The organism is Streptomyces sp. JLYT201 (assembly GCF_059448825.1).
Window position 1 is genome coordinate 4,801,699 of record NZ_CM182551.1, and the last position, 21,714, is coordinate 4,823,412.

23 protein-coding genes are annotated in these 21,714 nt (G+C 73.4%); 13 read left to right on the forward strand and 10 right to left on the reverse strand.

Annotation, left to right across the window (positions count from 1 at the left end; translation table 11 throughout):
- Positions 1 to 26: 26 nt before the first annotated feature.
- A complete protein-coding gene (locus tag AC5WAM_RS19740; RefSeq protein ID WP_495523339.1) occupies positions 27 to 728 on the forward strand; it encodes a TetR/AcrR family transcriptional regulator in 702 nt (233 codons plus the stop codon).
- 22 nt (positions 729 to 750) lie between these two features.
- Here AC5WAM_RS19740 and AC5WAM_RS19745 read toward each other — a convergent pair whose 3' ends face one another.
- On the reverse strand, positions 751 to 915 hold the full coding sequence (locus tag AC5WAM_RS19745; RefSeq protein WP_495523340.1) for a hypothetical protein: 165 nt from the start codon (positions 913 to 915) through the stop codon (positions 751 to 753).
- Between the two features lie 30 nt (positions 916 to 945).
- Here AC5WAM_RS19745 and AC5WAM_RS19750 point away from each other — a divergent pair, with 30 nt between their 5' ends.
- Entirely contained in the window at positions 946 to 1,464 is a 519-nt protein-coding gene (locus tag AC5WAM_RS19750; protein WP_495523341.1) for a GNAT family N-acetyltransferase, read from the forward strand.
- A gap of 7 nt (positions 1,465 to 1,471) precedes the next feature.
- Here AC5WAM_RS19750 and AC5WAM_RS19755 read toward each other — a convergent pair whose 3' ends face one another.
- The 3 genes from AC5WAM_RS19755 to AC5WAM_RS19765 are packed head-to-tail and all read right to left on the reverse strand — an operon-like array spanning position 1,472 to position 2,874.
- The gene (locus AC5WAM_RS19755; protein ID WP_495523342.1) at positions 1,472 to 1,738 is read right to left on the reverse strand and encodes a DUF397 domain-containing protein; all 267 of its coding nucleotides are present in this window, start codon (positions 1,736 to 1,738) and stop codon (positions 1,472 to 1,474) included.
- A 52-nt stretch (positions 1,739 to 1,790) separates the two neighbouring features.
- The gene (locus AC5WAM_RS19760; RefSeq protein WP_172385092.1) at positions 1,791 to 2,066 is read right to left on the reverse strand and encodes a DUF397 domain-containing protein; all 276 of its coding nucleotides are present in this window, start codon (positions 2,064 to 2,066) and stop codon (positions 1,791 to 1,793) included.
- The gene (locus AC5WAM_RS19765; protein WP_309248690.1) at positions 2,008 to 2,874 is read right to left on the reverse strand and encodes a helix-turn-helix domain-containing protein; all 867 of its coding nucleotides are present in this window, start codon (positions 2,872 to 2,874) and stop codon (positions 2,008 to 2,010) included. The genes AC5WAM_RS19760 and AC5WAM_RS19765 overlap by 59 nt, the downstream gene beginning before the upstream one ends.
- Positions 2,875 to 2,962: 88 nt before the next feature.
- Here AC5WAM_RS19765 and AC5WAM_RS19770 point away from each other — a divergent pair, with 88 nt between their 5' ends.
- From AC5WAM_RS19770 to AC5WAM_RS19780, 3 genes are read left to right on the forward strand one after another with little or no spacing between them, the layout of a single operon-like run.
- Complete coding sequence (locus AC5WAM_RS19770) at positions 2,963 to 3,406, forward strand: ATP-binding protein (RefSeq protein ID WP_253916851.1); 444 nt, start codon at positions 2,963 to 2,965, stop codon at positions 3,404 to 3,406.
- Positions 3,396 to 3,863, forward strand: coding sequence for a cupin domain-containing protein (locus AC5WAM_RS19775; RefSeq protein WP_495523343.1), 468 nt, complete (start codon positions 3,396 to 3,398; stop codon positions 3,861 to 3,863). Before AC5WAM_RS19770 ends, AC5WAM_RS19775 begins: the two co-directional genes overlap by 11 nt.
- A complete protein-coding gene (locus AC5WAM_RS19780) occupies positions 3,856 to 4,632 on the forward strand; it encodes an SDR family NAD(P)-dependent oxidoreductase (RefSeq protein ID WP_495523344.1) in 777 nt (258 codons plus the stop codon). Before AC5WAM_RS19775 ends, AC5WAM_RS19780 begins: the two co-directional genes overlap by 8 nt.
- A gap of 200 nt (positions 4,633 to 4,832) precedes the next feature.
- Here the strand turns inward: AC5WAM_RS19780 and AC5WAM_RS19785 are convergent, their stop codons facing one another.
- Together AC5WAM_RS19785 and AC5WAM_RS19790 are read right to left on the reverse strand one after the other, a co-directional pair.
- The gene (locus AC5WAM_RS19785) at positions 4,833 to 5,123 is read right to left on the reverse strand and encodes an SH3 domain-containing protein (RefSeq protein WP_495523345.1); all 291 of its coding nucleotides are present in this window, start codon (positions 5,121 to 5,123) and stop codon (positions 4,833 to 4,835) included.
- Positions 5,124 to 5,409: 286 nt separating this feature from the next.
- Positions 5,410 to 6,975 (reverse strand): MFS transporter, encoded by a 1,566-nt coding sequence (locus AC5WAM_RS19790; RefSeq protein WP_366791110.1) that lies wholly within the window; start codon positions 6,973 to 6,975, stop codon positions 5,410 to 5,412.
- Positions 6,976 to 7,110: 135 nt separating this feature from the next.
- Between AC5WAM_RS19790 and AC5WAM_RS19795 the strand changes: the two genes are divergently transcribed.
- Complete coding sequence (locus tag AC5WAM_RS19795; RefSeq protein WP_366791109.1) at positions 7,111 to 7,854, forward strand: TetR/AcrR family transcriptional regulator; 744 nt, start codon at positions 7,111 to 7,113, stop codon at positions 7,852 to 7,854.
- A gap of 72 nt (positions 7,855 to 7,926) precedes the next feature.
- Positions 7,927 to 8,391, forward strand: coding sequence for a DUF7144 family membrane protein (locus AC5WAM_RS19800; RefSeq protein ID WP_366791108.1), 465 nt, complete (start codon positions 7,927 to 7,929; stop codon positions 8,389 to 8,391).
- Positions 8,392 to 8,400: 9 nt separating this feature from the next.
- On the opposite strand, the gene AC5WAM_RS19805 is transcribed toward AC5WAM_RS19800, so the two are convergent.
- On the reverse strand, positions 8,401 to 9,309 hold the full coding sequence (locus AC5WAM_RS19805) for a LysR family transcriptional regulator (protein ID WP_366791107.1): 909 nt from the start codon (positions 9,307 to 9,309) through the stop codon (positions 8,401 to 8,403).
- Between the two features lie 145 nt (positions 9,310 to 9,454).
- Between AC5WAM_RS19805 and AC5WAM_RS19810 the strand changes: the two genes are divergently transcribed.
- Positions 9,455 to 10,726, forward strand: coding sequence for an SGNH/GDSL hydrolase family protein (locus AC5WAM_RS19810; protein ID WP_495523346.1), 1,272 nt, complete (start codon positions 9,455 to 9,457; stop codon positions 10,724 to 10,726).
- A 71-nt stretch (positions 10,727 to 10,797) separates the two neighbouring features.
- Here AC5WAM_RS19810 and AC5WAM_RS19815 read toward each other — a convergent pair whose 3' ends face one another.
- Positions 10,798 to 11,175, reverse strand: coding sequence for a hypothetical protein (locus AC5WAM_RS19815; protein ID WP_366791105.1), 378 nt, complete (start codon positions 11,173 to 11,175; stop codon positions 10,798 to 10,800).
- 254 nt (positions 11,176 to 11,429) lie between these two features.
- Here AC5WAM_RS19815 and AC5WAM_RS19820 point away from each other — a divergent pair, with 254 nt between their 5' ends.
- The 3 genes from AC5WAM_RS19820 (at position 11,430) to AC5WAM_RS19830 (ending at position 15,586) form a co-directional block, all read left to right on the forward strand.
- Positions 11,430 to 12,305 carry a hypothetical protein gene (locus tag AC5WAM_RS19820; RefSeq protein ID WP_495523347.1) on the forward strand — a complete coding sequence of 292 codons (876 nt, stop codon included), beginning with the start codon at positions 11,430 to 11,432 and terminating at the stop codon, positions 12,303 to 12,305.
- 57 nt (positions 12,306 to 12,362) lie between these two features.
- Positions 12,363 to 13,379 (forward strand): endonuclease/exonuclease/phosphatase family protein, encoded by a 1,017-nt coding sequence (locus AC5WAM_RS19825; RefSeq protein WP_366791103.1) that lies wholly within the window; start codon positions 12,363 to 12,365, stop codon positions 13,377 to 13,379.
- A 248-nt stretch (positions 13,380 to 13,627) separates the two neighbouring features.
- Complete coding sequence (locus AC5WAM_RS19830) at positions 13,628 to 15,586, forward strand: FUSC family protein (RefSeq protein WP_495523348.1); 1,959 nt, start codon at positions 13,628 to 13,630, stop codon at positions 15,584 to 15,586.
- A gap of 34 nt (positions 15,587 to 15,620) precedes the next feature.
- Here AC5WAM_RS19830 and snpA read toward each other — a convergent pair whose 3' ends face one another.
- Positions 15,621 to 16,298 carry a snapalysin gene (gene snpA / locus AC5WAM_RS19835; RefSeq protein ID WP_495523349.1) on the reverse strand — a complete coding sequence of 226 codons (678 nt, stop codon included), beginning with the start codon at positions 16,296 to 16,298 and terminating at the stop codon, positions 15,621 to 15,623.
- 208 nt (positions 16,299 to 16,506) lie between these two features.
- On the opposite strand from snpA, the gene AC5WAM_RS19840 reads away from it, so the two are divergent.
- Positions 16,507 to 17,571 (forward strand): LysR family transcriptional regulator, encoded by a 1,065-nt coding sequence (locus AC5WAM_RS19840; RefSeq protein WP_495523350.1) that lies wholly within the window; start codon positions 16,507 to 16,509, stop codon positions 17,569 to 17,571.
- A 162-nt stretch (positions 17,572 to 17,733) separates the two neighbouring features.
- A complete protein-coding gene (locus AC5WAM_RS19845) occupies positions 17,734 to 18,747 on the forward strand; it encodes a hypothetical protein (protein ID WP_495523351.1) in 1,014 nt (337 codons plus the stop codon).
- A gap of 78 nt (positions 18,748 to 18,825) precedes the next feature.
- Here AC5WAM_RS19845 and AC5WAM_RS19850 read toward each other — a convergent pair whose 3' ends face one another.
- Entirely contained in the window at positions 18,826 to 20,937 is a 2,112-nt protein-coding gene (locus AC5WAM_RS19850; RefSeq protein ID WP_495523352.1) for a PhoX family protein, read from the reverse strand.
- Positions 20,938 to 21,714: the final 777 nt, after the last annotated feature.

A 21,714-nucleotide genomic window follows, 5' to 3' on the forward strand; every position in this document is an offset into this window, starting at 1 on the left:
AGCGGCAGCTGAGAGGGGCGGCAGGGGTGGAGTCCGACGAGGCGGACGAGCCGGGCGGGGCCGCGCGGCGGCCCGCGCGGGCGTACGGAGGCAAGTCGGCCGAGCAGCGCAAGGCGGAGCGGCGGCGGCGCCTGCTCGACGCGGGCGTCGACCTCTTCGGCTCGGGCCCCGGCGCCTACCGCGCCGCGTCCGTCGCGGCCCTGTGCGCCCGCGCGGGCCTGTCGACGCGCCAGTTCTACGAGGAGTTCCGCAATCTCGAAGAGGTGCTCGCGGCCCTGCACCAGCACGTCCAGAAGGCTGCTCAGACCGCCGTCCTCGCGGCCCTGGCCGAGGTCACGGACGGCACCGTGCGCGAGCGCGTGGAGTCCGCGTTCCGTGCGTACGCGCGCGTGCTCACCGCCCATCCGCACCTGGTGCGGATCGCCTTCGTGGAGGTCACCGGCGTCACGCCGGAGCTGGAGAAGCAGCGCCTTGAGGCCCGCAAGGGCTGGGTCGGCCTGCTCGTCGCCGCCCTCGACGAGGCCGCGGCGCGCGGCGAGATCGGCGCCCGCGACTACCGCGTGGCCGCGCTCGGCTTCGTCGGGGCGGTCAACGCGCTCCTGTACGACTGGACCACCGGGTACGTGGACGCGGACCTGGACACGATCGTGGACGAGCTGATGCGGATGTTCATGGGTCTGCTGCAGCCGCCCGACGCCGGCGGGGCGCCCGCGACGGACCCGGGCTGACGGGCGGCCCGGGCCCTTCGCCCTAGGGGCGCAGGTGGGCGAGCAGCGCGTCCGCGACGGGGTAGACCGGCTCCGCAGGAAGCAGCGCGCGGGCGCCGTCGAGGTCGCCCGCCACCACCGACTCCCGTACGCGCCGGGCCAGGCCGGGGCGCCCCGCCTCAAGATCGGTATCCTGCGACTGCGCCACGCGGCGCCCGTCGCCGAGGAGTTGAGCCGCATGCAGCCGCCCGTCACCCTGCGCCCCTGGCGGACCGCCGACGCCGCGAGTCTGGTCGAGATCTACCGCGACGCCGCGCTGCGCCGCTGGGCGCTCCGGGGCCCCGAGGACGAGGCGGCCGCGGTCCGCTGGATCGAGGACCACGAGCGGGCCCGCGAGGCGGGTGACCGCTTCGCCTTCGCCGTTACGGAGCCTTCGGCCGAGGACCGCGTGCTCGGGCAGGTCGTCCTCAAGCGCGAGGGCCCCGACCCGGCGTCCGCCGAAGTCGGCTACTGGACCGCCGCCCCGGCGCGCGGCCGGGGGGTCGCGCCCCGCGCGCTCGAGGCCCTGACGGACTGGGCCTTCACCACGTTCGCCGCGGAGGGGCTGACGCGCCTGTCACTCCTCCACCAGGTGGACAACGAGGCGTCGTGCCGGGTCGCGCACAAGTGCGGCTACGACCTGGCGGAGGTTCTGGCCCCGTTCCCGCCGGACTATCCGCTGAGCGGGCACCTGCACGTACGCGAGCGGGTGGCCTGACCGGCCGCTACTGCGTGGCCCCGCGCACGAGCGCCGCGAAGGCCGCCACCGAGACGGTGACGCGGGGCCCGTCGGGCCATTTGCTGTCGCGGATGGCTATGTGGGGGCCGGGGAGTTCAGCGACCTCCAGACATAGGCTGATGTCCCCGCTGTACGACGACTTGCGCCAGGCCGCGCCGTTGAGGGGGGCGCACTCCACGCAGTCTCCGCCGGTGTCGCCGGTGTACGACGACTTACGCCACCGCGTGGTCGTCAGGTCCAGAGTGGTAGCCATGACGTTCCTTCCCGTACGCGGGTGATCAGCGCCTGGGCCTGCGGGTCCGACCTCAGAAGACGCCGCGCACAGCAGCACCCACAAGGGCCGTGAAAGCGCCTGCCGAGACGGTGACGCGGGCCCCGTCGGGGCGCTTGCTGTCGCGGATGACTATGTGCGGGCCGGGGAGTTCAGCGACCTCCAGACATAGGCTGATGTCCCCGCTGTACGACGACTTGCGCCAGGCTGTGCCGTTGAGGGGGGCGCACTCGACGCAGTCGCCGCCGGTGTTACCGCTGTACGAAGCCCTTCGCCACCGCGTGCTCGTCAGGTTCTGGGTGTGCCCCATAGCGCTCCTCCATCACGCGAGTGATCAGCTCCGCCGAGTCTTCCGTCGGAAGGGCAGCGGCCTGCAAGTTAGCGTAACGGAGGGTGGCTTCGCGGATAGTTGACGGATTGGCGGTCATGTGGCCGGAGATCAGGTCCTCCGTGTAGACGACCTCCGGGTCGCTCTCGAAGCGCAGCTGGTTGAACGAGCCGATCAGGCCCATGTGTTCGCCTGCCGAGAAGGGCAGGATTTGGATGTGCACCCAGCGCTGCTGCCCACAGGTCAATAGGTGCCGCAGTTGCTCCCGCATGACTACGCGGCCACCGATCGGCCGGTGCAGTGCCGCCTCATCGAGGATCACCGTGAGCAGAGGCGGGCTCTCTCGGTCCAGAATCCGCTGGCGCTCCATTCGAGCTTCAAGCAAGTCGTCAAGGTTACCCGGCATGCCGGTGGCCAGCACCGCACGGGCATAGTCCGGAGTCTGGAGCAGTCCGTACACGTACTGCGCCTGGTACGTGGAGATGTACGTGGCCTTGGCCTCCATCTCCGCGTAGGCCTGGAACCAGCTCGGCAACTGGCTGCGCAGCACCAGGCCTACCAAACGCGAAAACGTACCGTCCGTGCCGAGCGCAGCGTCAAGGCGCTCGGAGAAGTCGCGCGTGGGCACCTTCTTCGCGGTTTCCACCTGGCCGACCAGGGAGCCCGTGCAGAAGATGCAGCCGCCGAGCTCGGCCTGGTTGAGCCCCGCACCTTCTCTCAGGCGGCGCAGCTCCGATCCGTAGAAGTCCAGCGGGGACGCGCTCGGGTCCAGCTCGTTGATGCGTACCACGGAAAGGTTCACCCCCGGCGTCAAACGCCCGTCAGCGTTGCTCTCGTTGCGTAGCCAAGGGTAAGCGGAGCGCGTCAGCCTGAGTGACATGAATCACGCAACTGACCTCCTTGACCAAGGAGTTGGCGGCAGCTATCGGATGAGCTTCACCGTCGGTGAGCACTCGGCGCGGCCGCTGCGGCGGATCCTGCGGTCGTACCTGGGGCGCTGGGAGCTCGCCGGGCTGGCGGACGACGCGGAGCTGGCGCTCACGGAGCTGGTCGCGAACGTGGTGCGGCACGTGCCGGACCGCCGGTGCGCGGTGCTGATCGTGCGCCGCCCGCGCGGGCTGCGCGTGGAGGTGATGGACGGCAGCCCGATGCTGCCCGCCCCGGCGGGCGAAGCGGACGGCGAACCGGCGGAGGGCGGGCACGGGCTGAGGCTCGTCGCCGCGGTCACGGACCGGTGGGACGTTACGGTGCTGCCGGGTGGCGCGGGCAAGACCATCTGGTTCGAGTGCGACGACGGGAAGGGCGTGGACGGTGACCCCTGAGCAACTGATCGCCGAGCACGGGCTGGTGCCGCTGGAGTTCGAGGGAGGCAGGTTCCGCCAGACGTGGGCGGGGCCGCCGGACGCGGCGGGACGCCCCGTGGGGACGGCGATCATCATGCTCCTGACGTCGGAGCCGGGCGACTTCTCGGCGCTGCACCGCCTGCCGACCGACGAGGTCTGGCACTTCTACCGGGGGGACGCCCTGGAGCTGCTGCTCCTGCACCCGGACGGCAGCGACGAGCTGCGCGTCCTCGGCGGTGGGGGCGAGTTCCAGGTCGTCGTACCGGCGGGGACGTGGATGGGCGCGCGGGTGCGGGCCGGGGGCGACTGGTCGCTGTTCGGTACGACGATGGCGCCCGGGTTCATGGACGAGGATTACGAGGGCGGGGAGGCGGGCGCGCTCGCCGCCGCGTACCCGAGCCGAGCGACTCACATCAGGGAGCTGTGCCGTGACTGACCCCGAACTTCCCTCGCTGGCAGGCCGTGTGGCCCTCGTGACCGGGGCCAGCGGGCTGCTCGGCGGCGGTATCGCCCGGCGGTTCGCGGCGGCCGGGGCCGCGGTGGTCCTGCACTGCCGCGAACAGGGCGCGCGGGCCGAGGCGTTGGCCGAGGAGATCGGCAAGGCGGGCGGCGACGCGCTGGTCGTGGCCGCCGACCTGCGCGAGGAGGACGAGTGCCGACGGCTCGTCGGCGCGGCCCGCGACTGGCGGGGGCGGCTCGACGCGCTGGTGAACAACGCCGGGGTGCAGCCCGTGCAGCCGCTCCCCGGCATGTCCGCCACCGACTGGCGGGAGCTCCAGGAAGCCAATGTGACCAGCGCGTTCGCCTGTACGCAGGCGGCGGCCGAGGTCATGGGCGCGCAGGAGGGCGGCGGCAGCGTCACGCAGATCGCCTCCGTCGAGGGGCACCAGCCCGCGCCGGGGCACGCGCACTACGCCGCGTCGAAGGCCGCGCTGATCATGTTCGCGCGGGCGGCCGCCGTGGAGTACGGGGCGGTGGGGGTGCGGGTGAACAGCGTGTCGCCGGGGCTCATCGGACGGCCCGGGCTCGCGGAGGACTGGCCCGACGGGGTGGAGCGGTGGGGCCGGGCCGCGCCGCTCACCCGCCTCGGGCGGGCGGAGGACGTGGGCTCGGCCTGTGTGTTCCTGGCGTCCTCGGGGGCCTCGTGGATCACGGGGGCGGACCTGGTCGTGGACGGCGGGGTGAGCGCCCGCCCCACGTGGTGACCTGACGGCCGGCACCCCGGGCTCCTGCGCGGGCCCAGGCCTCGCCCGGGGCGTTCCCGGGGCCCTGCGCGGGGCCCTGCGCGGGGCCCTGCGCGGGGCCCTGCCGGGTCGGCGCGGCCCTGGCCCCGGCGGCACCGGGCCTCGCGGCGGCTGGGGCCCGCGCGGGCCGGTGCGGCCCGGCCCGCGCGCCCTGTCGTCCGCTAGCCCGCCGTGTCCTCGTCCGCGGCCGCGTCCCCGGCTGCCGCGTCGCTACAGACCCTCACGGTGCCGGTGTTGTCCACGTACCGGGCCGAGACCCATCCCGGGCGGTCGCGCAGCAGGTACCAGACCGCGTTGCCGTCGATGACCTGGGCCCTCACCTTGCATCGCAGGCCGACCGTGGCCCGGTGGGGCAGCCTGGCGACGGTGGCGGAGTCCGTGCTGGGGAACTCCCGCACGTTGACCCCCGATTCGTTCACGACGGTCCCGTAGGGCTGCCTGGGTGTGGCCATCTCTTCCTCACTTCCGTGACGGCCCCCCGCCCGTGCACCGAGGGCCTGAAGGAGGTTTCGGCGCCATCCGCCTCGTTCACACCGCATCGGCCATCTGTTCGCGCGGATCAGGCCAGGTGGGGCCCTCCCGGGGCGCGGCCCGCCGCGAAGGGCCCCGGAACGGCGACAACCCGCGAGCCGGGGGAGGATCGCGGGTGTCGCCGGGGGATCTGTGGAGGGCCTGGCGGGAGGTGACCCGCCGAGGGCCCAGGGCCGAAGCCCCGTGGAGAGGCCCGGGGGGCCAGGGTCAGTGGGAGACCAGGTCGGGCTCCCGGTCCTCGTCGACGGCGGGGGCCTCGGGCCCGGGCTTCATCAGGAAGAGGGAGAGGACCGCGGCGACGAGGACGGCGGCCGCCCCGGTCACGAAGGTCGCGGACATCGCCTCGGTGAAGGCCGACCGGACCGCGTCCCCGAGGGCCGCGTTCCCCGTACGGGCGGCCTCGGCGAGGCCTTCGACGACGGAGTTGTCCGCGACGTCACCGTACGACGCCGGCATCTCCTTGTCGTACGTGCTGGAGAGGACGGAGCCGAGGATCGCGACGCCGAGGGCGGCGCCCGCCTGCTGGACGGTGTCGTTGAGGGCGGAGCCGACACCGGCGTGCTCGCCGGGAACCGCGCTCATCAGGGCCGCCACCGCGGCGGGCATCGCGAGACCGCCGCCCATGCCCATCAGGACCATGGCGATGGCGACGATGCCGAAGCCGTCACCGGGCTCGAGCGTGGTGAGGGTGAAGAAGCCGCCCGCGGTGATGGTGAGACCGACGGCCACCAGGAAGCGGTTGCCGAGCTTCTGGCCGAGCGTGGCGCCCAGCGTGTTGAAGACGAGGGAGGCGACGGCCAGCGGCGCGAAGGCCCAGCCGGTCTTCGTCGGCGAGTAGTGCAGGACGAACTGCAGGTACTGGGTCAGGACCAGCAGCAGACCGCCGTTGGCGAAGGTCAGCAGGACGATCGAGAAGCTGGCGCCGGTGAAGACGCGGTTGCGGAACAGCTCGATGGGGACCATCGGCTCGTCGACGCGCGTCTCCCAGAAGCCGAAGCTGACGAGGGCGACCACGGCCACGATCCCGGCGACGAACACCTTCGGGGAGTCGAAGCCCTCCTTCGGCCACTCGGTGATCGTCCACACCAGGGCGACCATGCCGATGACCGACAGGGCGATGCCGAGCGGGTCGGCCTTGCGCCAGGGGCCCTTGGACTCGGGCATCAGGATGAGCGCGGCGAGGATCGCGAGACCCACGATGGGCAGGTTGATCAGGAAGACCGAGCCCCACCAGAAGTGGCCGAGCAGGGCGCCGCCGAACACCGGGCCGCCGACGAGGCCGACCATCGCCACGGCGCTCCAGGCCGCGATGGCCTTGGGCCGCTCGTCCTCGTCGAAGACGGTGATGAGGATCGAGAGGGTGCTGGGCATGATCAGCGCGCCGCCGATGCCCATCAGGACGCGGCCCGCGATCAGCTGCTCCGGGCTGTTCGCGACGGTCGCGATCAGTGAGGCCCCGCCGAAGAGGACAAGGCCGAGCACCATCACCTTGCGGCGGCCGAAGCGGTCCGACAGCGAACCGGACGTCAGCAGCAGGCCCGCGAAGACCAGCATGTACGAGTCGAGGATCCACTGGATGTCGGAAGCGGTGGCGTCGATGTCCTCGGCGATGGGCGGGATCGCCACGGTCAGGATCATGTTGTCCACGACCAGGACCAGCGTGCTCAGGCACAGCACGACGAGGATCAGCCAACGTCGCGGGTCACGCACCGGGGTCTCACCGCCCGTTCCCTCCCCCCGGTCGTCCGTGCCCTGTGCTGCAAGCCCGTCCATCGGACCTCCTCGGTACGTCGTTCGCTGACACCGAACACTGTACGCACGCCGCACAGTGTTCGCAACCTCCGAACACTGTTCGCATTCTGCGCTAAGGTGGGGGCGTCACGTCGGAGCAGAAAGAAGGGTGGCCGCATGCCGCGCACCGGGAAGCCGACCGCGATCTCTGTCTGGACCCGGCCGCAGCGACCGCGCCGGGAACAGCCCGCGCTCAGCCGCGATCAGATCGTCTCCGAGGCCATCGCGCTGCTCGACGCCGAGGGCCTGGAGGCCCTGAGCATGCGCAAGCTGGGCACGCGGCTGAACGCGGGCGCCACCTCGCTCTACACGCACGTGTCGAACAAGGACGAGATCATCGAGCTCGCCGTCGACCGGATCTACGGCGAGATCGAAGTGCCGACGCCCGCCTCCGGCTCCCGCGACGACTGGCGCGCCGCGACCAAGCAGTTCGCCGAGAACGTCCGCGAGACGCTCCTGCGGCACCTGTGGATCTCCTCCGTCCTCGGCGAGCTGGGCATGGCCCACCTGGGGCCGAACATGATGGGGCTCACGGAGGAGATGCTCGGCCTCTTCGAGGCGGGCGGCTTCGACCTGGAGACCTCCGAGATCGCCGTCAAGACCATCTGGGCGTACGTCATCGGCATCGCCACCACCGAGGCCGCGTACCTCACGACGGTCGCGCGCAGCGGCCGCACCGAGCAGGAGTGGCACGACACGGTGCGGCCCGCGGCGGCCGACGCGGTGCAGGCGTATCCGCGGCTGCGGAAGATGTACGCGATGTCCCCGCAGGGCGCCGACGCGAGCAGCGCGCGGCAGGGGTACTTCGAGGTGGGCATCGCCTGCATCCTCGACGGCCTGGAGACCCACGTCGCCCTCTGACGCGGCGGGGCCCGGTCCCTCCAATGGCCCGCTCCGGTGGCCGCCCCCCGACGGCCACCGGACGCTCGGGCCATGACCTCACCGGAACGTGACACGCATCGTGCGGCGCCCCCGGGGCCCGCCGGACCCTCGGGACCCGGGGACGACGAGAGCGCCTGGGCGTCGGGCGGCACGCTCTTCGCCGGTGTGCTGATGCTCGTGTACGGGGCCCTCGGAGTCCTCACGGGAATCGCGGGCATCGGCAAGGACGACGTGTACGCGCGCATCGGCGACTACGTGTACAAGTTCAACCTCACCGCCTGGGGATGCATCCACCTCGCGCTCGGCGTCCTGGTGGCGGTGACGGGCTGGGGCATCCTCAAGGGCGCCGAATGGGCGCGTGCGACCGGCATCGCCCTCGCCGCGGTGGCCATGGTCGCCCAGTTCCTCTGGCTCCCCTACAGCCCCCTCTGGGCCCTGATCTCCCTGGCCATCGGGGCGTTCATCATCTGGGCCCTGTGCACGAACGACTCCCCCGGCGGTCCCGCGGCCCGCTGAGCCGGGCGGCTAGAACGACGCGGGGCCGCCGTTGGCCGCCAGGACGTCGTGGATGGCCCGGGTGAAGGCCTGGGCGGGTGCCGACGGGGTGCCCGTGCGCCACACCGCCGCCACCTCCGCCGCGGGCAGGTCCGGCACGGGCACGAAGGTGATGTCGGGCCGGGAGTAGTACGTCTGCACGGACGCGATGACCGGCGAGACCCCCTGGCCCGTGGCGATGAGCGTGATGAGCTCCTGGAACGTGGCCACCGCCTGCCCCCGTCTGATCTCCCGGCCGGACGGCGTCCGCGGCGGCACCTGGAAGTCCCACCAGTAGGACGGCGCGCTGTTCACCACCCCGAAGCAGGTCTCGCCCGCCAGGTCCTCCCAGGACACGGAGGCACGCCCGGCAAGGCGGTGGCCGACGGGCATCGCCAGGACGCGGGGCTGGCTGATGACGACGGGCCCGACGGTCAGGTCGGGCTCGCGCACGGGCAGGCAGGTGAAGAGCACGTCGACCTCCCCGGACCGCAGCGGCCCGAGCGGATCCTGGAACTGCGTCTCCCGCATCCGGACCTCGCACCGCGGGCACCGCTCGCGGAACAGCTCCAGGATGGGCTGGGTCAGCGCCCCGGCCCCCGCGCCGAGGAAGCCGACGCCCAACTCGCCCTCCACACCGCGCGCCGCGTCCTTGGCGCGGGCCACCGCCTCCTCCATGAGGCGGTGCAGCGGCGCCAGGTCCTCGTACAGCCGGCGCCCGAGCGGCGACAGCCGCACCACGCGGCTGGTGCGTTCGAAGAGCGTGCCGCCGATCCTGCGCTCCAGCTTCTTCACGGTCTGGCTGACGCGCGCCTGCGACACGAGCAGACGCTGGGCCGTGTGCCCGAAGTGCAGCTCCTCGGCGAGCGTCAGAAACGTCTCAAGCTCCTGCCGTTCCATCCCCGGCCCCTCCCCCTGGTAACCGCCTGACCTGCATCGATAAGTCAGAGCGTGGTGATCGTTTCATGGATCGTCGTTGATCGGCCGCGGGCGGCGGCGGATCGTTGGCCTTGGCCCGCCCCCCGTCAACTCCCAAGGATCCGCCATGTCTTCGCGCCCCCGCAGGTACGTCGTCGCCGCCACCGCACTCGCCCTCGTCGCGGGACTCTCCGCAGCCGGGGCCGATGCCTCCACCGCCCCCGCGGGCAAGGACGCGCGGTGGAACGCCGCCTGGGCGGCCGCCCCGCAGCGCCCCAGCATCGGCTTCGGACCCAACTGGTCGGAGGCGGGCTTCGAGGGCCACACGCTGCGCCAGGTGGTGCGCGTGACCCAGGGCGGCGACCGGGCCCGCGTCCGCCTCTCCAACGCCTACGGCGCGTCCCCGCTGCGCATCGCGGGCGCCACCGTCGCGCGCACCGAGGGCGCCAAGGGCGCCGCCGTCGCGAAGGGCACGCTGCGCCGCCTCACCTTCGGCGGCGAGCGCGCGGTCACGATTCCGGCCGGAGGGCAGCTCTCCAGCGACGCGGCCGCGCTCGGCCTGGACCGCTTCGACTCCGTCACCGTGACGCTCCGGCTCGCGGGCACCACCGGGCCCGCCACCTTCCACGCCCAGTCCTTCGCGACCAGCTACCGCGCCACGGGCGACCACCTCACCGACACCGGCGGCGGCGCCTTCGGCGAGTCCACCGCGTCCTGGTACTACCTCGCGGGCGTCGACGTGCGCGGCGAGCGGCCCGCGCGGCGCGACGGGGTCGTCCTGTTCGGCGACTCCATCACCGACGGCTTCGGCTCCTCCGCCGACCACAACCGCCGCTGGTCGGACGCCCTCGCCGAGCGCCTCGCGAAGGCGGGCACGCCGCGCCCCGTGGTCAACTCCGGCATCGGCGGCAACCTGGTCCTCAACGACTCGGCGTGGTTCGGGGACAGGAGTTCCACGCGGTTCGCGCGGGACGTCACCGACCTGCCGAACGCCCGGACCGTGGTCGTCCTCGAAGGCGTCAACGACATCGGCTTCAGCGAGACTGACAAGCCGCTGTACAAGCCCGCGCCGGTCGTCACCGCGAAGGAACTCATCAACGGCCACCGGAAGCTGATCCGCGCCGCGCACGCCAAGGGCCTGAAGGTCGTCGGCGCGACCCTGGTGCCGTTCGGCGGCTCCGACCACTACGGCGAGCGCGCCGCCGCCGTCAGCGACGCCTTCAACACCTGGGTGCGGACGTCCGGCGCGTACGACGCGTACGTCGACTTCGACAAGGCCCTCGCCGACCCCGAGGACCCCGAGCGCATCCGGCCCGCGTACGACAGCGGCGACCATCTGCACCCGAACGACGCCGGGTACCGGGCCATGGCCCGCGCGGTCGACCTGAAGACGCTCTAGCGCCGCGCCGTCTCCTCCTCCCGCGCTGAGTAGAGCGTTCGTTCCAGTCCGTGGCGAGGATCCGCCGTGGGCTACTCGTGCGTGTAGAAGTGGTAGAACGTCGCCGCGAAGACGCCGCCCGCGACCACCGCGGCCATGCCCGTCGACCGCAGCACGCTCGCGTCCGTGAGGCTGTACAGGAAGCCGAAGCTCACGCCCGCGAAGGTGGCCCAGGCCGCGGCGCGCAGCTCGCGCGGCAGGCCGGGGGCGAAGCGGCGCACGGCGGCGTACAGAACGCCGAAGGCCACCCCGGTGACCAGGCCGTACAGGACGTTCCCGCCGGTGATGGGGCCGCCCTCGCGGTGGATGCCCGCCGCCCAGACGCCGTAGACGACGGCGAGGACGAGGGGCCCCGCGAGGACGTGGGAGAGGCTGCGGATGCCGGGGGATCCGTGTGCGGTGAGTGCCATGGCGGTTCCTCTCTGCTCGGGCCCTGCGGCCTCCTCCCAGGAAACACCCGCGTGAGCCCGCGCTCCACCGGAGCGATGAGTTTCCGGGCCGGGACCGGTCTCCCCCATGACACGGCGCACCGCTACCGCACCGCGCGAGGCATCGCAGGTGACGATGCGCCTGTACAACCGCAAGCAGGCAGCCGCCCGCCCGTCCTGCTCCATCCGGAGTCACCCCGGTCGCGCCCGGCGCGGCCGGGGTCTTGCCTGGGGGCGTGCCCCCACGCCTGCGCGCCGCCCTCTGTGCCGTCCTGCTCGTCCTCGCCTGCCTCCTGGTGCCCCTCGGCGTGGTCGCGACCTGGGCGGCGTACGAGATCCACGACACGGACCGGTACGTCGCCACGATGGCGCCCCTGTCCTCGGACCCGGCGGTGCGGGCGGCCGTGGCCGACGCCGTCACCGACTCCGTGGTCAAGGAGATCGTCAAGGAGGTCGACGCGGGGCCGCTGCAGCCCACGGTCGAGTCGTTCGTCCGGGAGGCCGTGGGCTCCTTCACCGGCACCGCGGCCTTCCGCACCGCCTGGAACGCGGCGAACCGCGCCGCGCACGCCGCCGTCGAACGGGCCCTGGAGAACGACTCCGACGGCGAGGTGAGCATCGACCTCGCGCCGATCACGGAACAGGTCAAACGGCGGCTCACGGAAGAGGGCGTGCCGTTCGCCGACCGCATCCCGGTGCGCCACACCGAGATCACGGTCATGAAGGCGCAGGACCTGAGCGACTACCGGAAGGTGTTCCGCATGCTCCAGGCCGCGGGCCTCTGGCTGCCCGTCGCCGCGGTGGTCTTCGCCGTCGGCGGCATCCTCCTCGCGGTGCGCCGCCGCCGCGCCGTCCTCGCGACCGCCCTCGGCACGGCCGCCGGGGCCGCCGCGCTCGCCGCCGCCGTCGCCGTCGGCCGCGCGCTCACCCTGGACGACCTGCCCCCGGACGTGTCCCGGGCCGCCGCCGGTGCCGTCTACGACGCCCTCACGGAGAGCCTGCGCGTGACGGCCTGGGTCCTGGTGGGCCTGGGGCTGCTCGTGGCGGCCGGGGTGTGGCTGCTGTCCCGCGGGCGCCCCGGGAAACTTTCCGCGGGGCCGCCACGTCTCTAAGGGAGGATTCGGACAGCGCGCCGCCCGCCGGGCGCCCCGTCGAGGAAAGGCCGCCCCTTGGAGCACGCGACGGCACCGCCCACCGCCCCCGAGGACCCGTTCCCCGACGACGCCCCCACCCGGCGGCCGGGCCGGTGGCGGGCCTCCGCCTGGACGGCGGGCCTGCTGCTCGCCGGGGTGAGCGCGGTCCTCGGCTGCCGCGCCGCCGACACCGACGCGGTCACGCCCGTGCCGCAGGTCCTCGCCTTCCTGCCCTGGCTCCTGGCGCCCGCCGTGCTCGCCCTGCTGCTCGCCGCGTACGGGCGCTGGCGCGTCGGGCTCGTCTGGGCGGTGGCCGTGCTCGGCGGGCTCGCCTGGTTCATGGAGCCGTACGGGAAGATCACGGAGCCGGACGGGCCGCCCCTGGCCGAGCTGCGCGTCCTCGCCGCCAACGTCGAGTTCGGGCACGGCGCCCCCGGCCTCGTCGAGGCCGTACGCAAGCACAAGCCGGACCTCGTCTTCGTCTCCGAATGCGACCGCGGCTGCCAGGACACGCTGCGCGAGGGGCTGCCGAAGTCGGCGTACCCCCACCGGGTGGCCGCCGGGGGCGACGGGGCCGACGGGTCCGTCATCCTCGCCGACGTGCCCCTGAAGCGGGCCGAGGGCGTGCGCGGGACGCTCGGCATGCCCGGGGCCGTCGCCGACGTCAAGGGCGTGGCCGTGCGGCTCCAGCTCGCCCACCCCATGCCGCCCACGCCCGGCGACGTCGACCGCTGGCGCACGGAGCTCGGCGCCCTGCGGGACTTCGCCGCGGCGGGGGACGGGCGGCCCACCATCCTGGCCGGGGACTTCAACGCCACGCAGGACCACGCGGCGTTCCGGCGCGTCCTCGGTACGGGGCTGCACGACGCGGCGCGGCTCGCCGGGGCCTCGCGGACGCCGACCTGGCCCACGCTGCTGCCGCGGCCCTTCGGCGCGCAGATCGACCACGTCCTCACGACGCCGGACTTCGCCGCGCACGAGGCCCACTTCCTCACCCTGGGCAACACGGACCACCGTGCGGTGCTGCTCGACCTGACGCTGCACCGGGGCTGATCCCTCGCGGGGGCGCCCCAGACCCGCCCCTTCCCGAACCGGGGGCTGCCGCCCCCGTGCCCCCGCCTTTTCGGCGCTGCGCGCCTCGTCCTCAAACGCCGGACGGGCTGGAAGATCCAGCCCCTCCGGCGTTTGAGGAGCGGGGGTCTGGGGGCGGAGCCCCCAGTTTCGGGAAGGGGCGGGATGGGGGAGGCCCCCGGCAGGGCCCGTCGCCGCAGGTCAAGGCGAGGCCCGGCGATAATGGCGGCATGCCCCGCCCACCGGACTGGCTCGTCAGGTCGCTCAAGCCCCAACCGGCCCCCGTCCCCTGGGCGGCGGTCGCCCGCGCCGCCATCGCCATGGCCCTGCCCCTGGCGGTCGGCACGGCGGCGGGCCACCCCGCCTACGGGGCGCTCGCCAGCATGGGCGCCCTGTCGGGGGTGATCGGCGACACCGCCGACGCGTACCGGATGCGGATCCTCAACATCGCCGTCCCGCAGCTGTTCGGCGCGCTCGGCGTCACCCTGGGCTCGCTGGCCCACGGCCACGGCTGGGCCGCGGTCGCCGCGGTGACCGTCATCGCCCTGGTCTCGGGGATGATGTCGACGATCGGCGCCGTCGCCTCCGTGTCGGGGCTCCTGCTGCTGCTCAACGCGGTCATCGGCGCGGGCCTGCCGCTGCCCGGCGCGTGGTGGCTCGCCCCCGCCCTGATGACCGGCGGCGGCCTGCTCGTCCTCGTGCTCGCGCTGCTCGCCTGGCCGCTGCGGTCCGGCGTACCCGAACGGGCCGCCGTCGCGGCCGCGTACGAGAAGGTGGCCGCGCTCCTGGAGGCGGCGGGCACCGAACACACCGGGGACGACGCCTACGACGAGGCCCGCGCCGCCGTCACCGCCCAGCTCAACCAGGCCTACGACCTCGTCCTGGCCCGCCGCGCCCGCGACCACGGCCGCAGCCCCGACCTGGTGCGGCTCATCGCCGAGCTGAACGCCATCACGCCGGTCGTGGAGGCCGCGCCCGCCGCCCACCAGTACGGCGAGGAGCTGCCGCCCGAACTCCCCGAGGCCGCCCGCCGCCTCGCCGCCGCCATCGCGCGCGGCCCCGGCGCGGAGCCCGTCGCGCTCGGCCTGCCCGCGGAGCTGCCGGGGACGTACGGGGCCGCGGCCCGCGCCGTGTACCAGGCGCTGCGGCACGCCGCCGACACCCTCGCCGACCCCGACCCGCTGACCGCCGTGCACGCCGACGACCGGCTCGGACGGCCCGCCGCGCTGCGCGTGCGGGCCCGGCGCGCGACCCGCAACGTCGTGCTCTCCGGGGCCTCCTGGCGCTACGGCCTGCGGCTCGCCCTGTGCATCGGCATCGCGCAGTCCCTGGTGTCCCTCATCGACGTGCCGCGCTCGTACTGGGTGGCGCTCACCGTCACCTTCGTCCTGAAGCCGGACTTCGGCTCGGTGTTCTCGCGCGCGGTGATGCGGGCCGTCGGCACGGCGGTGGGCCTCGTGGTGGCCGCCGCGGTGCTCGCCGCGCTCGAACGGGGCTGGTGGGACGTGCCCGTGGTGCTCGTCCTCGCCATGCTCGTGCCCGCGCTCACCCCGCGCGGGTACGGCTACCAGACCGCCGCCATCACCCCGGTGATCCTGCTCCTGTCGGACGTCCTCAACCACCAGGGCTTCGGGCTCGTCCTGCCCCGTCTGCTCGACAGCCTCATCGGCTGCGCCATCGCGCTGGTCGCGGGCTATCTGCTGTGGCCGGAGAGCTGGCACACGCGGATCGGGGACCGGCTCGCGGACGCGGTCGCCGACACGGCGGCGTACGTGGAGTGCGCGTTCGGCAAGGACGGCGCCGCGGGCGATCCCGCCGCGCGGGCCCGGATGCGGCGGCGCCTGTACCGCGACCTGTCCGACATCCGCACCGAGTTCCAGCGGGCGCTGACCGAACCGCCGCCCGTGGGGGCGCGGGCCGCCGCGTGGTGGCCGCTGGTGGTGGCCGTGGAGCGGATCGTCGACGCGACCACGGCCGCACGGGTGCGCGTACGGCACGGAGCCTCCGCCCCCGAGGGGGCGGAGGCCGGGGAAGTCGTGCGTCAGCTGCGCGAACTGGCTGCCGCGCTGCGGGAGGTGGAGGTGCTCGTCCCGGTGCCCGTGGAGTTCACGGGCCCCAAGGACAGCGTCCTCGAACCCCTCCGCCAGGAGGTGGCCGCGGCCCGCGCGATCGCGTCACCGCGGCCGTGACGCTTTCAGGTCTGCGCACGGCCGCCCAGGAACGTCAGTGCTTGGCGGCCTGAACCTGCTTCATGGCCTTGGCCAGACCGTTGGCCCAGAGCTGGTTGACCCGGGCCCGCTCCTGCGCGTTGGGCTGGGCGTTCTGGCAGGACGTGCCGGGGCCGCCGCCGGACATCAGTTCCGAACAGGGGCCGGAGTAGTGGTCGGGGAGGCCGAGCACGTGGCCGGTCTCGTGGGCGGTCACGCGGGTGGAGTTGTACTGCTGGTTCTGCCGGTAGTCGAGGAAGATGTAGCCGCGGCCGTGGCCGTTGGTGCTCGCGTACGAGCCGCGCGGGTCGTTGCCCTCGCGGTACTCGAAGCTCGTACCGCTCGTGCCCTCCTGGAGCTTGACGTTGGAGACGGCCGCGTTCCATATGGAGGTACTCGCGGCGATCTGCTGCCGGAACGACGGGGCACGCTGGGTGCTGTAGGTCACCGTGACGGCCTGGGCGCCGGGGTTGGCGGCACGCTTCTCGGCGACGGCCTTGACGACGGCCTCGAAGAACGCCTTGTTGGCCGCGGCCTCCTCGGCGGAGCCGGTGTACCCGGCGTAGGAGGACGACGCGGTCGTGGCGGCCTTGGCCGAGTCGGACGACGTGGCCGCCGAAGCGACGGAGGAGGTGCCGAGCGCGGCGACCGCGAGTCCGAGCGCGGCGGCGACGGACACATAACGCTTGTGCATGTGGGGGGCTCCCTACTCGTTCGGTGAAAGATGAACGTTTCGGTATCCGTGAGTGTCGGGGAGCCGGGCGCGTTGCGGATGATGGCAGCTGGCGATAGCCCAGGGCTATCGCCGTACATCCGGTCACCGGACGGAGGGGCAACTTCTACGGTTCCATGGGTGTTTGGGAGGCTGGTGTGCTGCCGTAACCCGCTCTACGCTCACGCCCATGGAGCTCGAGGTCAGGCACCTCCGCGCACTCTGCGCCATCGCTGACAGCGGCAGCCTGCACAAGGCGGCGCGCCAACTCGGCATGAGCCAGCCCTCGTTGACCACCCAGCTGCGGCGCATCGAACACGCCGTGGGGGGCCAGCTCTTCACCCGCGAGCGCACCGGCTGCCGCCCGACCCCGCTGGGCCGCACCGTCCTCAGCCGCGCCCGGCCGCTGGTCATCGAGATGCGGGCGCTCGTCACCGAGGCCCGTGCGGCCGCCGCCCGCTCCGCCGACGGGGAGCCGCGGCTGCGCATCGGGTCCACGGCGAGCCGCGCCATACCGGGCTGGCTGCGCAGGCTCCGCGCCAGCATGCCCGGCACCGAGACCTCGCTCCAGATGGACGTGTCCGCGAACGCGCTGCTCCGCGACGTCGCCGAGGGCCGCCTCGACGTCGCGTTCGTGCACGAGGTGGAGGGCAGTCCGCTCAGATTCCCCGACGGGCTCGCCCGCCGCGTGCTCATCGACCGCGAGCCGCAGTTCGTCTCGCTCGCCGCCGACCACCCCGCCGCCCGCGAGCCCGTCATCAGCCTCGCCGACCTCGCCGACGACCGCTGGATGGTCGACCCGACCGTGGACGGGGAGTGGGACGGGCTGCGGCGGATGCTGAGATCCGCGGGGCTCGACCCCCGCGTGCTGCACGGCGACTACCTGACCGCCGCCACGCTCGTCGCCACCGGCGAGGTCGTCACCGTCTGCCAGCCCACCTCGGTGGCGAGACCCGACATGGCGGTCAGACCCCTGCACGGCGATCCGCTGGGCGTCCGCCTGTACGTCGCGGCCCGTACGGAGACGGAGCTGAACGCCGTGTACGGCGAGCTGGAGGCCGCCTACTGGGAGGCCGCCGCGGAGGCCCCCGCCTACCAGGACTGGCTGCTCGGCACCCGCGGCGCCGGACCCGCCGCGCCCCGTCCCCCCACGCGTCCCCCCGCCGCTCCCCCCGGCCGCCCGCCGCGCGGCGTCCCCGCCCCCGGGGACCTTGGCCCCCACCCCACTCGGGACCTTCGGCCAACCCCTCTCTGACCTGCACTTCTTACCGTTTTACGGTTCTGCGTCGCGGTCTGCGGCCAGTTGTTACGTGCCCTACGGACGACGCACACATGGCGCCCGTAGCTTCATGTCCGTCGCCACCGCAAAGGGGCACATAGACGGACAAGACGCCGACCAGTACGAGGGAACCACGCCATGCGCGCCACCCGACGCACCATCCGCACCGCCGCCATCGCCACCGGCGCGATCGCCGCGCTCGCCGTCCCCGCCACCGCGGCCTTCGCCGACTCCCCGGCGGCCCCGCACCAGGTCGACGGCGCCACCGCGCCGAGCGACCGGACCGGCGACGACGCGACGCCGGCCCCGGACCCCACGCCGACCCCGGACGACCACGCCAAGCCGGACGACCACACCAAGCCGGACGACGAGACCAAGCCGGACGACCGCACCAAGCCCGACGACGAGACCAAGCCCGACGAGGACAAGGACAAGCCGGTCCCCGGCGGCTGGGAGTCCAAGGGCACCGTCGCCCTCGGCCACGGCTGGACCGCGAAGGTCGACGTGAACGCCTCCGCGCGCTCCGCCAAGGCCCAGCTCCTCAAGGACGGCGTCGCCAAGGGCTCCCTGGAGGCGTACGTCAAGCCCGCCTCCACGAAGATCGACGGCTGTACGTTCACGCTGACCGCCGACGGCACGGTCACCAAGACCGGCACGCCGACCCCGCCCAAGCCGCAGCCGAAGCCGAAGCCGAAGCCGCAGCCCGCGAAGAAGCGCACCTTCGTGCGCGAGTACAAGGACCTCGGCAGGACCGGCTTCGACGCCAAGGTCTACAAGACCGGGGCGGGCTACGAGGCGGACATGATCGCCCCGGCTCCGGACACCGGCAAGAAGACCGTCTGGGACACCCTGAAGCAGACCGGCGCCAAGGCGGCGTACGGCCGGCACAACGGCGCGCACTTCGTGCTCAACCCCGACGGCACCATGAAGGGCTGGGTCGAGGGCCACGCGCAGGGCGGCACCACGCCGAAGCCCACGCACCCCTCCTCCACCAAGGTGCCGCGGGGCGGCGTCAAGGCGGGCGCCGAGGGCGTGGACGGCTCCGCCGACGCCTCGCACGCCACCCCGCTGGTCGCCGCGGGCGGCGGCATGGCGGCCCTGGGCGCGGCGGGCCTGGGCTTCGCGATGTACCGCCGCAAGCAGAACGACTAGGCAGCCGGTCAGCACTACGTGAGACGGGGCGCCCCGGGAAAAGGGGCGCCCCGTCCACGCGTTCACGTACGCGACGGCTCAGATGCCGATGTCGTCGCCGTCCGTGCGCCACACCGACACGACCGCCGGGCGCACGATCTTGCCGGGGCCGTCGGGCCAGACGCTCGCGGGCTTCTCGACGGACGCGCCGTCGACCTCGCCCGGGTGCTGCACGGCGACGAGCACGCGCCGCTCCTGCACGAGCGGGCCGCAGGTCTCCGCGCCGGTCGGCATCGTCAGGAACTGCTTCAGCTCACCGCGCCGCTCGCCCTTCGTGGCCACGCCGAACAGGCCGTCGTGGGAGCCGAGCTGGTTGCCGTCGGTGGAGATCCACAGGTTGCCGTGCGGGTCGAAGGCCACGTTGTCGGGGCAGGAGATGGGGCTGACCTTGTCCTTGGGGAAGCCCGCGAAGTACGTGGCCGGGTCGTTCGGGTCGCCCGCGACGAGGAAGAGGTTCCAGGCGAAGCGCGTGGCCTCCGGACGGTCGCGGGACTCCGTCAGTTCGAGCACCTGCCCGTGCTTGTTGAGGTTGCGCGGGTTGGCCTCGTCGGCACCGGCCTTGCCGGGCTTGCCGCGGTCGGCGTTGTTCGTCAGGGCGACGTACACCTTGCCGGTCTTCGGGGACGGCTCGATGTCCTCGGGGCGGTCCATCTTCGTGGCGCCCACCTTGTCGCCCGCGAGCCGCGTGAAGACGTACACCTCGTCGGCGGTCATGCCCTCGACGTGCGAGACGGCCTTGCCGCCCGCGTACGCGGTGGCCAGCGGGATCCACTGGCCACTGCCGTCGAACTCGCCGTCGGCCGGGAGCTTGCCCGTGCCGTCGATCTCCGTCACCGGCGAGTCGCCCGTGAACTTGGCGACGTACAGCGTGCCCTCGTCGAGCAGCGTGAGGTTGTGCTCGCGGGCCCAGCGCGAGTCGCCCTTGGCCATGCGCTTGCTGGAGACGAACTTGTAGACGTAGTCGAAGCGCTCGTCGTCGCCCATGTAGACCACCGGGCGGCCGTCCCGGGTCAGCCGGGGCTGGGCGCCCTCGTGCTTGAAGCGGCCGAGCGCGGTGCGCTTGCGGGGCGTGGAGTCCGGGTCGTACGGGTCGAGCTCGACGACCCAGCCGAAGCGGTGCGGCTCGTTCGGCTCCTTGGTCAGGTCGAAGCGGTCGTCGAACCGCTCCCACTTGCGCTCGGACTCGCCCCCGACGACGCCGTAGCGCTTCAGGCGCGCGGCCTGGGTGGGGTCGGTGACCTTGTCCGCGTGCGCGAAGTACTGGTTGAAGTTCTCCTCGCCGTGCAGCGTGGTGCCCCACGGGGTGGTGCCGCCGGAGCAGTTGTTGAGCGTGCCGAGGACGGTGGTGCCGCGCGGGTCGGCCTTCGTCCGGACGAACTCGCTGCGGGCGGCGGGGCCGGAGAGGTGGAACGTGCTGGTGGCGGTCAGGCGCCGGTTCAGCCGGTGGCGCGGCACCGCGCGCAGGGCGCCGGTCTTCCGCTCGCCGTCGACCACGACCACGGACAGGCCGTGCGCGGCCCAGGCGATCTCGACCTGCTCACGGGTCGGGTTCTTGGCGTCGTAGCCCTTGAACATCAGGACTTCGTCCGTGTACTCGTGGTTGGCCACGAGCACCTGGCGGCCGTGCTCCTCGCTCTCGCCGCGCAGCGGCAGCAGGCTGAGGAAGTCGTTGTTGTAGCCGAACTGGCCGGCCTGGGCCTTCGCGGACTGCTTGTCCGCGTCGAAGGCGGGGGCGCCGCGCAGGATGGGCTCGCCCCAGCGGATCACCACGTTCTGGCGGTAGCCCGCGGGGACGGTGACCTGGTCGGCCGTGTTGGGCGCGACGGGCGTGAACCGCAGGCCGCGGGCCGCCTTCTTCCCTCTGGGTTTGTACGCCGCCGGGGCCGCGCCCGGGGCCGCCGCGGCTTCGCCCGCGCCGGGGCCGAGGGCGACGCCGCCCGCCGCGGTGGCGGCCACGGTCACCACGGCCGCCGCGCGCATCACGGAGCGCCGGCTCAGGGCACCGGCTATGACGTCGCCGACGTACTCGTTGTCGCTGGTGTTCGGCACCGGGTGGAAGCAGGCGTCGCCGCAGCGGAACCGGCACGTCATGGCCGAGCGGCCGCCGGTGCCGCCCGGGTGTGAGGTGATCAGGGGCAGCAGCTTGCGCACGGGTTCCTCCAGGGTGGCTGAAATGGGCTGCGACGTGGCTGTTTTCACTCGATTCACAGCGGTCCGGCTGGAGGCTAGGGGCGGCTGCCAGCAGCACGGGGGACTGCGGGTGAACGGAGCGTGAACCGCGCCTGGCCCCTGAGGTCGGGCGGGGGCCCCGTGCGGCCTGGGAGGCGGCGGATACCCTTACGTGTCCCTTGTGGCCAGGGGGCCTGTCGGGGACCCACTCACGCTGAACTCACATTTAGGGGTGCGCATATGGGCATTCTGGATCGTCTGCGGAGCGCCTTCCGGCGTCCCCGAACCAATCCAACGCCCCCCTCCCCCCAGGCCTCCACACCCGGGGCCGAGCCCCTCGCTCCCCAGGCCGAGGCCGAGTCCCCCGCCCCTGCCGAGCTCCAGGCCCCGCCCCGGGAGGAGCCCGCCGACCGGGCCCCGGCCGTCCCGGCCCAGGCGTCACCGGCGGAGGACCTCGTGGCCGCGGCCTTCGACAACGTGACGGTCCGCCGCTCCGCGGCGGAAGCCCCCGCCCACCCACCCGCCCATGCCGGGGAACCTCACAGCGCAACCTCCACGGAACGGCCCACCCCCACGGTGCCCGCCCCCGCAGAGTCCCCCCGAGCAGAGGAGCCCCAGGCCACAGAGCCCCCGCCGGAGCAGCAGCCCCAGGCCGAAGCCCCGGCCGTGGCGAAGCCCGAGGCGGAAGTCCCGGCCCAGGCCGCCCCCGCCGCAGACGCCCCGGTCGAGGAGCACCCCGAGGCCGAAGCCCCCACGGAG